This is a genomic window from Nocardioides flavus (ex Wang et al. 2016), assembly GCF_014653115.1.
In the GTDB taxonomy this organism is placed as follows: Bacteria; Actinomycetota; Actinomycetes; order Propionibacteriales; family Nocardioidaceae; genus Nocardioides; species Nocardioides flavus.
The window spans coordinates 90,007-104,513 of record NZ_BNAD01000011.1 but is presented as its reverse complement, the minus strand read 5'-3'; the positions used below and the strand labels follow the sequence as shown (position 1 = coordinate 104,513).

The 14,507-nt window shown below is 72.1% G+C and carries 13 protein-coding genes and 1 pseudogene; 6 read left to right on the top strand and 8 right to left on the bottom strand.

Going from position 1 to position 14,507, the window contains the following annotated elements:
* Positions 1-47 precede the first annotated feature (47 nt).
* Together IE200_RS16130 and IE200_RS16125 are read left to right on the top strand one after the other, a co-directional pair.
* Entirely contained in the window at positions 48-365 is a 318-nt protein-coding gene (locus tag IE200_RS16130; protein WP_229856660.1) for a nucleoside triphosphate pyrophosphohydrolase family protein, read from the top strand.
* 47 nt (positions 366-412) lie between these two features.
* On the top strand, positions 413-1,564 hold the full coding sequence (locus IE200_RS16125; protein ID WP_191280495.1) for a hypothetical protein: 1,152 nt from the start codon (positions 413-415) through the stop codon (positions 1,562-1,564).
* 22 nt (positions 1,565-1,586) lie between these two features.
* Here IE200_RS16125 and proB read toward each other — a convergent pair whose 3' ends face one another.
* From proB to IE200_RS16095, 6 genes and pseudogenes are all read right to left on the bottom strand, one after another.
* Positions 1,587-2,720, bottom strand: coding sequence for a glutamate 5-kinase (proB, locus tag IE200_RS16120; protein WP_229856658.1), 1,134 nt, complete (start codon positions 2,718-2,720; stop codon positions 1,587-1,589).
* Positions 2,710-4,275, bottom strand: coding sequence for a GTPase ObgE (gene obgE / locus IE200_RS16115; RefSeq protein ID WP_191280494.1), 1,566 nt, complete (start codon positions 4,273-4,275; stop codon positions 2,710-2,712). The genes proB and obgE overlap by 11 nt, the downstream gene beginning before the upstream one ends.
* Positions 4,276-4,362: 87 nt before the next feature.
* Positions 4,363-4,617 (bottom strand): 50S ribosomal protein L27, encoded by a 255-nt coding sequence (gene rpmA / locus IE200_RS16110; RefSeq protein ID WP_056602771.1) that lies wholly within the window; start codon positions 4,615-4,617, stop codon positions 4,363-4,365.
* Between the two features lie 44 nt (positions 4,618-4,661).
* Complete coding sequence (rplU, locus tag IE200_RS16105; RefSeq protein WP_056908626.1) at positions 4,662-4,961, bottom strand: 50S ribosomal protein L21; 300 nt, start codon at positions 4,959-4,961, stop codon at positions 4,662-4,664.
* A gap of 761 nt (positions 4,962-5,722) precedes the next feature.
* Positions 5,723-7,897 (bottom strand): annotated as a pseudogene (locus IE200_RS16100) (Rne/Rng family ribonuclease); the annotation flags it as partial.
* Positions 7,898-8,716: 819 nt separating this feature from the next.
* On the bottom strand, positions 8,717-9,445 hold the full coding sequence (locus tag IE200_RS16095) for a TIGR03936 family radical SAM-associated protein (RefSeq protein ID WP_191280492.1): 729 nt from the start codon (positions 9,443-9,445) through the stop codon (positions 8,717-8,719).
* 82 nt (positions 9,446-9,527) lie between these two features.
* Here IE200_RS16095 and IE200_RS16090 point away from each other — a divergent pair, with 82 nt between their 5' ends.
* From IE200_RS16090 to IE200_RS16080, 3 genes are read left to right on the top strand one after another with little or no spacing between them, the layout of a single operon-like run.
* Positions 9,528-10,208 carry a glycosyltransferase family 2 protein gene (locus IE200_RS16090; RefSeq protein WP_191280491.1) on the top strand — a complete coding sequence of 227 codons (681 nt, stop codon included), beginning with the start codon at positions 9,528-9,530 and terminating at the stop codon, positions 10,206-10,208.
* Entirely contained in the window at positions 10,205-10,585 is a 381-nt protein-coding gene (locus IE200_RS16085) for a DUF2304 domain-containing protein (RefSeq protein WP_191280490.1), read from the top strand. The genes IE200_RS16090 and IE200_RS16085 overlap by 4 nt, the downstream gene beginning before the upstream one ends.
* Positions 10,578-11,471 carry a glycosyltransferase family 2 protein gene (locus IE200_RS16080; protein WP_191280489.1) on the top strand — a complete coding sequence of 298 codons (894 nt, stop codon included), beginning with the start codon at positions 10,578-10,580 and terminating at the stop codon, positions 11,469-11,471. The genes IE200_RS16085 and IE200_RS16080 overlap by 8 nt, the downstream gene beginning before the upstream one ends.
* On the opposite strand, the gene IE200_RS16075 is transcribed toward IE200_RS16080, so the two are convergent.
* Together IE200_RS16075 and IE200_RS16070 are read right to left on the bottom strand one after the other, a co-directional pair.
* The gene (locus tag IE200_RS16075) at positions 11,447-12,220 is read right to left on the bottom strand and encodes a glycosyltransferase (RefSeq protein WP_229856656.1); all 774 of its coding nucleotides are present in this window, start codon (positions 12,218-12,220) and stop codon (positions 11,447-11,449) included. The two genes, IE200_RS16080 and IE200_RS16075, sit on opposite strands and share 25 nt — an antisense overlap.
* Complete coding sequence (locus IE200_RS16070; RefSeq protein WP_191280488.1) at positions 12,213-13,493, bottom strand: hypothetical protein; 1,281 nt, start codon at positions 13,491-13,493, stop codon at positions 12,213-12,215. Before IE200_RS16070 ends, IE200_RS16075 begins: the two co-directional genes overlap by 8 nt.
* 20 nt (positions 13,494-13,513) lie before the next feature.
* Here IE200_RS16070 and IE200_RS16065 point away from each other — a divergent pair, with 20 nt between their 5' ends.
* Positions 13,514-14,452: a glycosyltransferase gene (locus IE200_RS16065; protein WP_191280487.1), complete on the top strand. Its 939-nt coding sequence runs from the start codon at positions 13,514-13,516 to the stop codon at positions 14,450-14,452.
* The last annotated feature ends 55 nt before the right edge of the window (positions 14,453-14,507 follow it).

Below are 14,507 nucleotides of genomic sequence, written 5' to 3'. Positions count from 1 at the left end.
CCGCAGCGTCCCGGCGTGCACACCTTCGGCTGGGGCAGGATCCGGGCATGGACTTCCACGAGATGCAGGAGCGCGCCCGTACGGTCCGGGCGAGGTACGCCGAGGTCGAGGCCACGGCCTACGGCAGGTCGTGGACGACCGAGGAGATCATGCTCGGCTTCCTCGGCGACGTCGGCGACCTCGCCAAGCTCGTGCAGGGCAAGGCCGGCGTGCGCCCCCGCGAGGACCTCGACGAGGCGCTGGCCCACGAGCTCGCCGACTGCCTGTGGGCGGTCCTCACCCTCGCCGACGCCTACGACGTCGACCTGCTCGGCGCGTTCACCAGCACGATGGACGAGCTGGACGGAGCCCTCGCGGAGGACTGATCCGCCGCCGAAGGATTATGCCGCGGGCGAGTGGGCAGGCTGGGGCCATGACGATGCCCGGCCGTCGCGGCCCCAGCCCACTGCTCGCCGTGCTGCTCGCCACCGTGCTCCTCGCCGGCTGCACCGGCGGGTCGTCCGAGCCCTCCGGCGACGGGAGCGAGCCGACGAACGGGGCGTCGGAGTCCAGCGAGAGCCCCGACGAGACGACGGAGCCCGCCGAGCCCGAGCCGACCGTCGACGTCGCTGCGGTCGAGAACATCAACCCGTGCGAGAGCCTCGCCCCGCAGGAGTGGCGCCCCTTCGTCCCGCGGGCCCAGCGCGAATCGGTCCGCCTGCGCACCGAGCTGACCGGCCCCATCACCCTGCGCGACGCGATCGGCGCGCTCGTCCTGGACGACACCCCCAAGTACGGCTGCGTGGTGAGCTACCGCGACAAGGACGGTGACGAGGTCGACGTCGCGGCGTGGGGCTGGTTCCTCGGAGAGTTCGGACCCGACGACGTCAACAGGATCCTCGCCTCGGCCGGCGGCACGGCCACCAACCGCGGGTACGCCGCCATCACCACGTCGGACTTCACCACGGTCAATGGCTACGGCTTCCACGGCAACGAGGACGTGGGCTTCTGGGTGCTGGTCAAGGACAGTGTCGTGCGCCGCTTCGAGCAGGGGGACGCAGCCAAGCGGCAGAAGACCACCGACAAGCTGCTCGCCGTCCTCGACTCACTGTCGCTCGACCGCGACGACCAGCCGCGGGTGCTGCTGCCCGACGCGTGCCCCCGCAACGACGACTCCCGGGTCCGGGCCGTGATCGGCAGGGCGACCACCGCACGTGGCTTCGACGACGGGGCGGGCAGGATCCAGTGCCTCTACCGCAACCCCGAGCGTGACCGCACGCTCCGGCTGACCGCCGGCCCGATCCCGCAGGAGCAGGCCGATGCGCTGGCGGCGGACGCCGCCCGACCGGCCAAGCGCGAGTACGCCTTCCCCGTGGACGAGGGCGACACCGGGATCGCCGTCGCGGTCCGTGGCGGCGGAACGGCCAGCAGCGCGCTCGTCCGCTCCGAGGAGCTGCTGGCGACCTTCGCCGCCGTCGAGATCGGGAACCTGGGGGTCCGGGCGCCCGACGTCCCCCGTCAGGCGGTGATCGACCTGCTCACGTCGTTCGACGACACCCTGGCGGAAGCGCGCGACGGCGACTGAGCCGTTCGCGGCGCGGACGAGGCTAGAGGAGCACGAGGTCGTCGCGGTGGATGACCTCGCGCTCGTAGGCCGAGCCGAGCGCCGCCTTGAGCTCCTTGGTCGAGCGTCCGAGCAAGGCAGGCAGCTCGTCGGCGTCGAAGTTCACCAGACCGCGCGCCACCGGCGCGCCGGCCGGGTCCAGCACGTCGACGGCGTCGCCGGCCACGAACGAGCCGTCCACCGCGGTGATGCCGGCCGCGAGCAGCGACGCGCGGCGCTCCACCAGCGCCCGTACGGCTCCGGCGTCCAGGGTGAGGGTGCCCTGCCCGGAGGTCGCGTGGGCCAGCCACAGCAATCGGGTCGGGCGACGCTTGCCGGTCGCCTCGAACAGCGTCCCGACGTCCGCGCCCGCGAGCGCGGCCGCGGCCCGGTCTGCCGACGTCAGGACGACGTCGATGCCGGCGCCGGTGGCGATCCGGGCGGCCTCGACCTTGGTCGTCATCCCGCCCGTGCCGACGCCGGCTGCTCCGGCCGACCCGATGGTGACCGCCGCGAGGTCCTCCTCCGACCGTACGAGCGGCACGAGGCGCGCGCCGTGGCGCGACGGCGGGCCGTCGTAGAGGCCGTCGACGTCGGAGAGCAGCACGAGCAGGTCGGCGTGGACGAGGTGGGCGACGAGCGCCGCGAGCCGGTCGTTGTCGCCGAAGCGGATCTCGGACGTCGCGACGGTGTCGTTCTCGTTGACGATCGGCACGACCCCGAGCTCGAGCAGCTTGGCGAAGGTCTGGTGGGCGTTGCGGTAGTGCGCGCGACGCGTGACGTCGTCGACGGTGAGCAGCACCTGACCGGTGACGATGCCGTGCCGGGCGAACTCCTCCTGGTAGCGGTGGGCCAGCAGGCCCTGCCCGACCGACGCCGCCGCCTGCTGCGCGGCGAGCCCGCGCGGCCGGGAGGTCAGGCCGAGCGGCGCGAGACCGGCGGCGATGGCACCGGACGACACGAGGACGACCTCGGCGCCGCCGTCGCGGGCAGCAGCGAGGACCTCGACGAGCCGGCGCACGCGCGCGGGGTCGATGCCGCCGGCCGCAGTGGTCAGCGACGACGAGCCGACCTTGACGACGATGCGCCGGGCGGCCGCCACCAGGTCCGACCGGTTGGTCGAGCGGTCAGTCGTCACTGCCGTCCCAGTCGGGGTCGTCCTTGGTGCCGATCTCGTAGGCCATCGGTCCGACGCCGGAGCTGCCGGAGCTGCGGTTGGGGCCCTTCTTGCGACGCTGCTCGTCGAGGCGACGGGCGACGTCGGCGCGCGCCTCCTCCTCGCTCTTGGACTCCATCGCCTCGGCGATGTCGCGACGGCGCTCGCGGGCCGGGCGGGTCTCCCGGAGCCGCTCGTCCTCGCCACGGCGACCCAGCATCTCGGCGCCGGCCTCGATGCTGGGCTTGAAGTCGAAGACGACCGAGTTGTTCTCGGGGCCGATGATGACGGCGTCGCCCTCCTGGGCACCCATCTGCGCCAGCTTGACCTCCACGCCCAGCCGGTTGAGGCGGTCGGCGAGGAAGCCCACCGCCTCCTCGTTGCTGAAGTCGGTCTGGCGCACCCAGCGCTCGGGCTTGGTGCCCCGCACCCGCCAACCATCGTCGGTCGCGAGGACCTCGAAGTCGTCCCCGCCGTCGACCGCCTTGGGGCGCAGCACGATCCGCTCGGGCGCGGCGGTGGGCGCGACCTCGCGGGACGCCACGACGATCTCGGCCATGGCGAACGTGAGCTCACGCAGTCCCGCGCCGGACGCCGCGCTGACCTCGAAGACCCGCAGCCCTCGGTCGCGCAGCTCCTCGACCACCATGTCGGCGATCTCCTTGCCGTCCGGTACGTCGACCTTGTTCAGGGCGACCAGCCGGGGCCGGTCCTCCAGCCCGCCGTAGCGGGCGAGCTCACGCTCGATGACGTCCAGGTCGTCGACCGGGTTGCGACCGGGCTCGATGGAGGCCGTGTCGATGACATGGACCAGTGCCGCGCAGCGCTCGATGTGGCGCAGGAAGTCGTGGCCCAGTCCACGGCCGTCCGCAGCGCCCTCGATCAGCCCGGGCACGTCGGCGACCACGAAGGTCGTCTCGCCCGCAGTGACCACACCGAGGTTGGGGATCAGGGTGGTGAAGGGGTAGTCGGCGATCTTGGGCCGAGCCCGCGAGATCGCGGCGATCAGCGAGGACTTGCCGGCGCTCGGGAACCCCACCAGGCCGATGTCGGCGACGACCTTCAGCTCGAGGCGTACGACGAGCTCGTCGCCGGGCTCGCCGAGCAGCGCGAAGCCGGGGGCCTTGCGCTTGGAGGAGGCGAGGGCGGCGTTGCCGAGACCACCGCGCCCACCCTGGGCGATGACCATCGTCGTGCCGTGACCGACCAGGTCGGCCAGCACGTGCCCGTCGTCGTCCTTGACCAGGGTGCCGTCGGGGACGGTCAGGACGAGGTCCTTGCCGTTGCCGCCATTCTTGTGGTCACCGGCCCCCTGGCCGCCGTTCTCGGCACGCCGCCTGGGGCTGTGGTGGTAGTCGACGAGGGTCGTCACGCTCGTGTCGACCTGCAGGATGATCGACCCGCCCTGGCCGCCGTTGCCGCCGTCGGGCCCACCGAGCGGCTTGAACTTCTCCCTCTTGACGGAGGCCACGCCGTTGCCACCTCGTCCGGCCGCGAGGTGCAGCGTGACCTGGTCGACGAACGTGGGGATGGCCATCAGATTCCTTGCATCGGTGGGTGAAAGCACGAAGGGCGCCCCGGAAACGGGACGCCCTTCGCGGAAGTGCTCAGTGTCGCGGTGACGTCACTCGCCAGGGACGATGTTGACGACCTTGCGACCACGGCGGGTGCCGAACTCGACGGCGCCGGCCTGCAGGGCGAACAGGGTGTCGTCGCCGCCACGGCCCACACCGGTGCCCGGGTGGAAGTGGGTGCCACGCTGACGGACGATGATCTCGCCGGCGCCGACGACCTGGCCGCCGAAGCGCTTCACGCCGAGGCGCTGGGCGTTGGAGTCGCGACCGTTCTTGGTGCTCGCGGCACCCTTCTTGTGAGCCATTGTTCAGTCCTTCTGAAGAGACTTGGTCGACCTCGAGCGAGCGCTCAGAGGGAGATGTCGGTGACCTTGACCTGGGTGTACTTCTGGCGGTGACCCTGGCGCTTCTTGTAGCCGGTCTTGTTCTTGTACTTCTGGATGATGATCTTCGGGCCCTTGGTGCGGCCGGTCACCTCGACGGTGACGCTCGCCTTGTCGAGGCCGGTCGCGGTGACCTTGTCACCGTCGACCACCATCACCACGGGAAGGGTGAGGGTGTCGCCGGCGGCGGCCATCGCGTCGATCTCGATGACGTCGCCCACGGCAACCTTCTGCTGCTTGCTGCCACTGCGCACGACTGCGTACACGGCGAGTCACTCTCCTCGATACGGACTTCAGGTAGAAAACTTGCGGGGACTGCGCACGACACCGCCTGTTCGGGCGAGTACGCCGCGTGGCGGGCGCGCAGAATCGGTGTGTCGAACACCGAGGGTCAAGACTACGGGATCGGGTGCCGACCCGGCAAAACGAGGTCGGCACCCGATCCCCGGGCTCAGCGCTTGCGCGAGCCCCTCTTCTTGATCGGGACGTGCTCGACCACCGGCGCCTCGGCTGCCGGCTCCTCCGACGGCGACGGCTGGGTGCCGTCAGTGACACCAGCGCCGGGCTCGGCACCCTGCTCGACGGCGGCGGTGCCGGGCTCGACGAGGCCGGTGTCGGGCACCGTGCCGACCACGGCCGGCGGGCCGGCTGGCCGGCTGGCGGCACGGCGGCGCGTACGGGTCACGACCCGAGGCTTCTCGGGCTCCGCCGGCGCCTCTACCGCGGCGTCGGCAGCGGTCTCTGCCGGGATCTCGACAGCAGTCTCGACGGGCGTCTCCGCAGGGACCTCAGCAGCCGCCTCAGCAGGGACGGCCGCCGGCTCGACGGTGGACGGCTCCACGACGGGAGTCTCGGCCTCGGTCGCCGGCTCGTCCGTCGGCTCGTCCGCCGCCTCGTCCGAGGGCTTGTCGTGGCGCGCCATGGCGGCCACGTCCTTCGGCGACGGTGCGTGGTGCGCCTCCGCGGTCTTCCCGGCCGAGCCGCCGTTGCCGTTGCCGTTGCCGTTGCCGTTGCCGGCATCGTCACCGGAGCCCCGACGACCGCGACGGCGGCTGCCGCGACGACCCTCCCCGCCGTCGTCGGACGAGCTGGCGTGCGGGTCGACGGGCTGGTCCTTGATCACCACGCCGCGACCGTGGCAGTGCTCGCAGTTCTCGCTGAACGCCTCCACCAGGCCGGTGCCGATGCGCTTGCGCGTCATCTGGACGAGTCCGAGCGAGGTGACCTCTGCGACCTGGTGGCGGGTGCGGTCGCGGCCCAGGCACTCGACGAGCCTCCGTACGACGAGGTCCCGGTTGGACTCCAGGACCATGTCGATGAAGTCGACGACGATGATGCCGCCGATGTCGCGCAGCCGCAGCTGGCGCACGATCTCCTCGGCCGCCTCGAGGTTGTTCTTGGTGACGGTCTCCTCGAGGTTTCCGCCCGAGCCGGTGAACTTGCCGGTGTTGACGTCGACGACGGTCATCGCCTCGGTGCGGTCGATGATCAGCGAGCCGCCGGAGGGCAGCCAGACCTTGCGGTCCAGGCCCTTGCTGATCTGCTCGTCGATCCGGTAGGTCGAGAACACGTCACCGGCGCCGTTGCGCTCGTACTTCTCGACGCGCTCGGCGAGGTCGGGCGCCATCGACTCGACGTAGTCGGAGACGGTGCGCCACACGTCGTCACCCTCGATGACGAGCTTGGAGAAGTCCTCGGTGAACAGGTCGCGGACCACCTTGAGGGTCAGGTCGGGCTCCCCGTAGAGCAACTGCGGGCCCGACCCCTTGTGGGTGGCCTTCTTCTCGATGTCCTCCCAGCGCGCCTTGAGCCGCTCGACGTCGCGGGTGAGCTCCTCCTCGCTCGCGCCCTCGGCGGCCGTACGCACGATCACGCCGGCGGTGTCGGGAACGATCTCCTTCAGCAGGGCCTTGAGGCGGCTGCGCTCGGTGTCGGGCAGCTTGCGCGAGATGCCCGACGTGGTGCCGTCCGGGACGTAGACCAGGAACCGGCCCGCGAGGCTGACCTGGCTGGTGAGCCGCGCGCCCTTGTGCCCGACCGGGTCCTTGGTGACCTGCACCAGCACCATCTGGCCGCTGGAGAGCACCGACTCGATCTTGCGCGGCTGGCCCTCCTTGTGGCCCAGCGACTGCCAGTTGACCTCACCGGCGTAGAGCACGGCGTTGCGGCCCTTGCCGATGTCGATGAAGGCCGCCTCCATGGACGGCAGCACGTTCTGGACCCTGCCGAGGTAGACGTTGCCGATGAGCGAGGTCTGCGACTCACGCGCCACGTAGTGCTCGACGAGCACCTTGTCCTCGAGCACGGCGATCTGGGTGAGGTCCTCGCGCTGGCGGATCACCATGACCCGCTCGACGGACTCGCGCCGGGCCAGGAACTCGGCCTCGCTCACGATCGGGGCGCGGCGGCGGCCGGCCTCGCGGCCCTCGCGGCGACGCTGCTTCTTGGCCTCGAGCCGGGTCGAGCCTTGGACCGAGGTGATCTGGTCCTCGGCGGAGCGTGTCTTGCGGACCCGGGTCACGGTGTTGGGGTCGTCGTCGTCGGAGGACGACTCCTCACCCGCACGCCGGCGACGCCGACGACGACGCGAGGTGCCCTCGCCGTTGCCCTCGGAGCCGCCCTCGCCACCGGCCGGGCCCGACTCGCCTTCGGGCTCGTCGCCGGACTCGGACGCCCCGGCCTCGGCAGAACCGGACTCGGCGTCCTCGCCGGCGGCGTCGGACGACTTGCGACGGCGACGCCCACCGCGACGGCGGCGACGGCGCGCCGGGCCGCTCTCACCGTCGGTGTCGTCGTCGGCGGCGTCGCCATCGGCGGAGGTGTCGACGGAGGTCTCGGTGGAGGTCTCGGTGGAGGTCTCGGCGCTCGCGTCCGCGGCGGCGGCGGCGTCCTCGGCGGTCACCTCCTCGGCGGCCTCGTCCTCGACGACCGGCTCGGCGACCGGCTCCACGTCCTGGCCGGCCTTCGCGCGGCCGCTCCTCGCGCCGGTGGCCTTCTTGGCCGCCTTCTTCCTGGCGGCGGTCTTCTTGGCCGGCTTCTCGGTGACCTCGTCACCGGCCACGTCGACCTCGACTGAGGTGGAGGCGGAAATGGAGGTGGAGGTGGAGGCGTCCGCCGCCGGCTCGTCCTCGACTGGCACCGGCGTGGGCTTCTTGCGCGCCCGGCGGGTCGTCGTGGTCACCACCGGCGCCTGGAACAGCAGGGCGTGGCCCGCATCGGCGTCGGCCTCGACGACCTGGGCGGACTCCGCGGCGGGTTCCTCGACCGGCTGGGCAGCGGCCTGCTTGGCGGTCTTCCTCGCCGGCGCCTTCTTCGCGGTGCTCTTGCGCGCGGCGGCCTTGCGGGCCGGCGCAGCGGGCTCGTCGGCGCTTCCCTCGGCGGCCGGCTCGGGCGTCGCCCCGGTGTCGGACTCGCCGTCCGCGACCTCGGGAGCAGCGGCCTTCTTCGCGGTCGACCGGCGAGCGGTCGTCTTCTTCGCCGCCGCCCGCTTGGCGGGCGCTGCCGCTTCGACGGCGTCATTCTCTGCAGCGGGCTCCTGCGCGGCGACCGCCTTCTTGGCAGGTGCCTTGCGCGTGCGTCGCGTCACGACGGGAGCAGCTGGCGCCGACTCCGTCGTGCCGGAGGCCGGCTCGGAGCCCTGCGACTGGTCGCCCTGCAGCTGGTCGTTCTGGTCCTCATCGAGCATATGGTGCTCCTCGGGCACCGTGACGGTGCCGATACGGCGTCCGCCGCTCTCGCAGGACGATCACGGGGACGCAAAGCTTCTGTGGCGGCGACACCCTCCGCGTGTGCGTCTCCGGGCAGCCGATCCGTCACCCGCCGCGGTCGCCGGGCCACCGTGGAGCCGCTGTCACCGACTCGTGTGGCCGCGTCGCGGTCCGGTGACGTCCACCCACCCGGGGTGCCGGCCATCCCCAGTCTTCAGGGTGTGACCGGCGAGAACGTCGTCGGCTCGACGTGGTCCCGACGGGAGCCGGGGCGTCGAACGTGGCGAGTATCGCACACCGACGCAGCGGGATCGCTATGCCCGAGCCGCCAGCGGGTCGCCCACCTCGCCGGTGGCCAGCAGCGGCCCCTGGGCGACACGGGTCATCAGCGGGGCCTCCCCCGCCGCCAGTCCGGCGACGGCCTCGAGCCCCCGCAGCACGTCGTCCGGGCGTACGGCGGGGGTGCCGTGGCGCAGGACGACGTCCAGCGACGTACGCCCTCCCACTGCCGGGTCCTCGGGCAGCACGTCGAGCGAGACGACCGCGCCCCTCGCGTCGAACTCGCGCATGCCCTTCTTCGTCATCCGCTCCACCAGTGCCTCCTCTGCGGCGAGGAAGCGCGCGACGGCATCGGTCGTGGCAGCCCGGTCGGCCGCGAGGTCGATGCGCCACCGACTGCCCTCGAGCAGGTCGGCGAGCGAGCCGCCGGGTGACTGGACGACCTCGAGCACGTCGAGGCCGGGGGGCAGCGCCTCGTCGAGCATCGCGTGGACCTCGGCCGGCACCACCACCTCGGCGAGCGCCAGCTCGAGGTACTCGGCCTCGCTGGCGGAGCCGGTCGGGGCCGCGCCGGCGTAGGAGATGCGCGGGTGGGGGTTGAAGCCCGAGGAGTAGGCCATCGGGATGCGGGCACGGAAGACGGCGCGCTCGAAGGCCCGGCTGAAGTCGCGGTGGCTGGTGAAGCGGAGCCGGCCGCGCTTGGCGTAGCGCACGCGCAGGCGCTGGACGGGCGGGGCTTGCTGCTCGGGCTGGTCCTTGGGCACGCAGTCAGGTTAGGTGCGTGAGCGACCGATCGCACAGCCGCGAAGTCGGCGCCTCCGGGCTTGGCCGGTAGCATCGGCGCACGTGAATGATGTCGCCTTCGTCGTGCCCGTCTACAACGAAGCCTCGGTCATCGGCGACGTCATCGCGGACATCCGCACCGTGACTCCGCACGTCGTCTGCGTCAACGACGGAAGTCGCGACGGTTCGGCAGCCGCCATCGTGAGGGCCGGTGGCTATCTGGTCGACCATCCGATCAACATGGGGCAGGGCGCCGCACTGCAGACCGGGATCGAGTTCGCGCGGGCCCTGCCGCACATCCAGCGATTCGTCACCTTCGACGCCGACGGGCAGCACCTCGTCGCCGACGCCGTGCGGATGCTGGACCTGCTCGCGCGCGGTGACCTCGACATCGTCCTCGGCTCGCGGTTCCTCGGGGAGACGATCGGCGCCGCCCGCGGCAAGAAGGCGCTGCTGAAGGCGGCCGTGAAGTTCAGCAACGTCACGTCCGGCATCCGGCTCACGGACGCCCACAACGGGCTGAGGGCGTTCAACCGCCACGTCGCCGAGACGATGGAGATCACCGCCCCCGACATGACTCATGCCAGCGAGATCATCGAGCTCATCGCGGCCAACGACTACCGCTACCGCGAGGTCCCGGTGACCATCCACTACACCGACTACTCCACCAGCAAGGGCCAGGCGAGCGTCAACGCCATCAACATCGCGGTGGACACGCTCCTGCGAAGGGTGACCCGGCAGTGATCATCGTCCAGTTCCTCCTCATCGGCGCGTTCCTCTTCCTCTTCTACGTCGCCATCCGCAGTCGCACCGCGCACAGCGTGTCCGCCTCGAAGAAGCTTCTCTTCGTCCTGCTGATGGCCGTGCTCGTCGTGGCCGTGCTGGCGCCGGACCTCGTCACCGTCGTCGCGAATCTGGTCGGGGTGGGTCGCGGCACCGACCTCGTCCTCTACCTGATGGCGGTGTCGTTCGGCTTCTACGTCGTCAACGACTACCTGCGCGGCCAGGACAACCGGCAGCAGCTGCACAGGCTGGCGCGCCGGATCGCCGTGCTCGAGGCGCTGGAGCGCTACCACATCGACCACCGCGACGAAGCCGACCCGGAGGCGTCGGATGATTGAGATCTTCCTCCCGTTCTGGGGAGACCCGGACTACCTCTACGCCGCCGTCGACAGCGTTCGCGCCCAGACCGATCAGGACTGGCGGCTGGTCGTGGTCGACGACCACTACCCCGACCCGACCGTGGCCGACTTCTTCGACCGCCTCGATGACCCGCGCGTGAGGTATGTCCGCAACGACACCAACCTCGGGATCACCGACAACTACCGCCGCTGCCTGGAGCTGGCGACGGCGGAGTGGATGGTCTTCTTCGGCTGCGATGACCTGCTGCTCCCGACGTACGTCGAGACGGTGCGCGCCGCGATCGAGGGTGCGCCGGCCGGCGTCGACGTCGTCTCCCCGGGCGCCGAGGTGATCGACGAGACCGGGAGCGTCGCCGACCCGCTGGTCGACCGGGTCAAGCAGCGGCTCTTCGCCCCTCGCCTCTCAGGGCCGCGGGTGCTGGCGGGCGAGGCGATGGCGATCTCGCTCCTGCGCGGCAACTGGACGTACTGGCCCTCCCTGGCCTTCCGCGTGGATGCGGTCAGGCGGCAGGGCTTCATCGACGACTTCCCCCTCGTGCAGGACCTCGCTCTGCTCGTCGACCTGGCGCTGGCCGGCTCGGCGATGCTGGTCCTGCCGGACGTCGTGTTCGCCTACCGCCGCCACTCGCAGAGCGCGTCGTCGACGACCGTCGCCGACGGCGGACGGTTCCAGGGCGAGCGCGACTACTTCGCGATCGCGGCACGCCGGTGCGAGCAGGCGGGATGGAGCCGGGCCGCGCGTGCGGCACGGATGCACCTCGCGTCACGGCTGTACGCGGTGACCCAGCTGCCGGGTGCGGTGCGAAGCCGGTCGTGGGGGTCGGTGCGGACGCTCGCGCGTCACGCTGCGACCACGGGCCGCTGACGCACCCGCCGACGCAGCTCGAGCAGCGCGCGGACGAGTCGCGCTCGGGAGACGAGCACGGCGCGCGGCCCCCGCGGTCGGGCCGGGGTGGCGTTGTCGTCGTGCAGGCGCCGCGCCAGCGTACGGCGGTCGAGGTGGGTGATGCTGCCCGCCAGGTTGCCGTACATCGCCAGCCAGAGATCGTGTGACTCCACGAGGTGGCGGGGGAAGGGCAGGACCGTCGCGAGGGCGTCGCGGCGCACGCCCATCGCGCAACCGTAGTAGGGCTTCAGCCCGGCGATGATGCCGATCAGGTTGGCCAGCCGGCGGCCGTCGTCGTCCGGACCGAGCTTCCAATCGGTCTGCCCGAACGGCCCCTGCAGGGTGTCGGGCCCGCCCAGGGTGGTCAGGTTGGAAGCGACCACCTGGTGGTCGCGCAGCGCCGCCGCCATGGCGTCGCGACGCCCGGGCAGCCAGACATCGTCCTGGTCCGCGAGCAGCACGACGTCCGCCGTGGTCGCGGCGATCGCGGCCTCGAAGGCCCGGACGTAGCCTCGGTTGACACTGCTCCGGATCACCCGCAGCCGCGGGTCGGCGACGGTCTCGAGCACCGCCACGGTGTCGTCGGTCGACGCGTCGTCGACCACGACCACCTCGTCGCGCGGCCCGAGCTGGTCGAGGATCGAGCGGAGCTGCTCGACGACGTGCCGGGAGCCGTTGTAGGTCGCCATCGCGACCGAGACGGTCGTCGCGGCATGCGGCTCAGGCATCCGCGAGCTCCGATCGGTCCGCGCGCGCCGAGCGGCGGATCGTCATCAGCCCCGTGACGTGCACGACGAGGCCGACGAGGGGTGCCAGCCCGAGGGCCAGGCAGGACCGGGCCGCCATCGACCCCGGGGCCTGGAGCAGCAGGACACAGGCGACGAGCGCGACGACCCAGCCGGCGACGTACCAGCTGTGGGCGGTGAGCGCCTGGGCGCAGGCGCCGGTGAGGGTGAGGGCCGCGGTGCCGCCGGCGGCGAGGGTGAGCAGGGCCAGCACCATGGCGTCGACGGCGTAGTCCTGGCCGAACAGCAGCTGCATGAGCCACGGGCCGATGAGCCAGGCGGCGCCCGCGCCGGCGACGGCGACGGCCGCGACGAGTGCGAGGAGCCGCACCAGCAGTCGGCCCAGCCCCGTGCCGGCCCGGACGAGGTGTGACACGGCCACGCCCTGGAGGGCGTTGAGTGGCAGCAGCACGGGCGCCCGCGTGAGCGAGATGGCGAGGAGGAGGGGGGCCGCCGCGGCATACTCGACGCGATCCGTCGTCGAGGCCAGGAGGATCGGGAAGCCGACGACCAGCACGGCGCTCGATCCCTGCGCCACCAGTGCCGCAGCCATGCGGCGGGCCATGCTCATGGCGGGGGCATCGGTGCGGAGCGTGAGCGTACATCGGACGCGGCCCGAGGCGACTACGAGCAGGAGCCAGGCGAAGGCGCCGAGGGCACTGGCCACGCCCATGGACGTGACCGTTGCCCCCACCAGGACGACCCCGAGCGTCGCCACCAGCCGCAGCGTCACCTCACCGCTGATGACGACGGCGGCCTGCGACCACCAGCCGCGGCCCGCGGCCGCCCCGACCACCACCGAGTGGACGCCGTAGCCGCCGACGGCCGCCACGAGCGTCACGACGAGTGTGCCGTCCCCGCCGTGCAGCACCCCCTCGCGCCAGAGCGGTGTCAGGGCGAGGACCGCGACGGCGGCGCACAGCGAGACCACCGCGGCGACGCGCCACAGCTGAGGCCCGGATGCGTCGCCGTCACGGTCTGCTGCGGCGACCGCGCGGGTGGTCTCCAGGGCCACCCCGGACAGCACGCCGTAGACCGCGAACAGCAGCGCCAAGAAGGTCAGCAGGATCGTGGCCCGGTCCTGGGGCAGGGCCCAGGCCGCGACACTCATCACCACGTAGGTGACGAGCGCCGACCACAGGGAGGCAGCCGCGACCGAGGACGCTCCGACAGCGTCTCGTCGCGACCGTGTTGCGGGGCCCGGTGCCGAAGACATCGTGGACTACTCTACGCACGGTGCGCCGCCCCATCCCGTCACGGGACCCCGAGTCCTCACCCGATCACGGACCCGTCGGATCGGTCGCCGGTGTCGTCACGGCGTTCCAGCCGGAGGACGAGCTGACGAGGGCGGTCGAGGCCGTCCGGGCGCAGGTCGGGGTCGTGGTCGTCGTGCTCGACGAGGCAGATCCGTCGGCCACCACGCGCGCGGTGCTGGACGCCTGCCGCGCACTCGGCGCCGACGTGGTGCTGCACGGGGACAACCGGGGCATCGGTGCCGCGCTCAACACCGGGATCGCCCGCGCCCGGGAGCTGCTCCCGACCACGACGCACGTGCTCACGCTCGACCAGGACTCGGCCGTGCCCGCGGGCTACACCTCCGCCCTCCTGGCGGCCGGTGCGGCCGCCGACCGGGCCGGCGTGCCCGTGGGGATGCTCGCCCCCGACACCGTGGGATCGATCGTCCGCCTCCCGGGCCTCCGTCATCGACAGGCCCCCGGCGGCGTCGTGATCGGTGACGAGCCGATCCAGTCCGGCCTCCTCGTCCCAGTGACCGCGCTCGACGCCGTCGGCGGTTTCGACGAGGGGCTGTTCATCGACGGAGTCGACACCGACTTCTACCTGCGCGCCTCGGACCTCGGGCTGCGCTGCGTCGTCGCCCCGGGGATCCGCCTCGAGCACCGGCTGGGCCGGGCCATCACGCTGGGCTCGGGACGTGAGCTGCCGCTGCTGGTCGCAGCCACGTTCCGCTATCACTACCAGTGGCGGAACCTGGTCGCGCTCCTGAGCTCGCACGCCCGACGCCATCCCGTCTGGGCTGGGCGAGCGGTGGTGCGGTCGGTCAGGCACCTGGTGATCGTCACGGCGCTGGCACCGGGCCGGCTGGCGCGGCTGCGCGAGGCCGCGCGCGGCGCGGCGGCGGGCGTCAGGGGCGAGACCGGGAAGCGCCCGGACTGAGCACCGCCGGTGCGCGGAGGTTATGCTGCACGCCGCCAATCGACCGACCGCCCGG

Bases quoted from the DNA above. Each gene is read 5' to 3' on its own strand.
- IE200_RS16130 (WP_229856660.1), top strand. From the start codon at position 48: ATGGACTTCCACGAGATGCAGGAGCGCGCCCGTACGGTCCGGGCGAGG.
- IE200_RS16125 (WP_191280495.1), top strand. From the start codon at position 413: ATGACGATGCCCGGCCGTCGCGGCCCCAGCCCACTGCTCGCCGTGCTG.
- obgE (WP_191280494.1), bottom strand. From the start codon at position 4,275: ATGGCCATCCCCACGTTCGTCGACCAGGTCACGCTGCACCTCGCGGCC.
- rpmA (WP_056602771.1), bottom strand. From the start codon at position 4,617: ATGGCTCACAAGAAGGGTGCCGCGAGCACCAAGAACGGTCGCGACTCC.
- IE200_RS16080 (WP_191280489.1), top strand. From the start codon at position 10,578: ATGATTGAGATCTTCCTCCCGTTCTGGGGAGACCCGGACTACCTCTAC.
- IE200_RS16075 (WP_229856656.1), bottom strand. From the start codon at position 12,220: ATGCCTGAGCCGCATGCCGCGACGACCGTCTCGGTCGCGATGGCGACC.
- IE200_RS16070 (WP_191280488.1), bottom strand. From the start codon at position 13,493: ATGTCTTCGGCACCGGGCCCCGCAACACGGTCGCGACGAGACGCTGTC.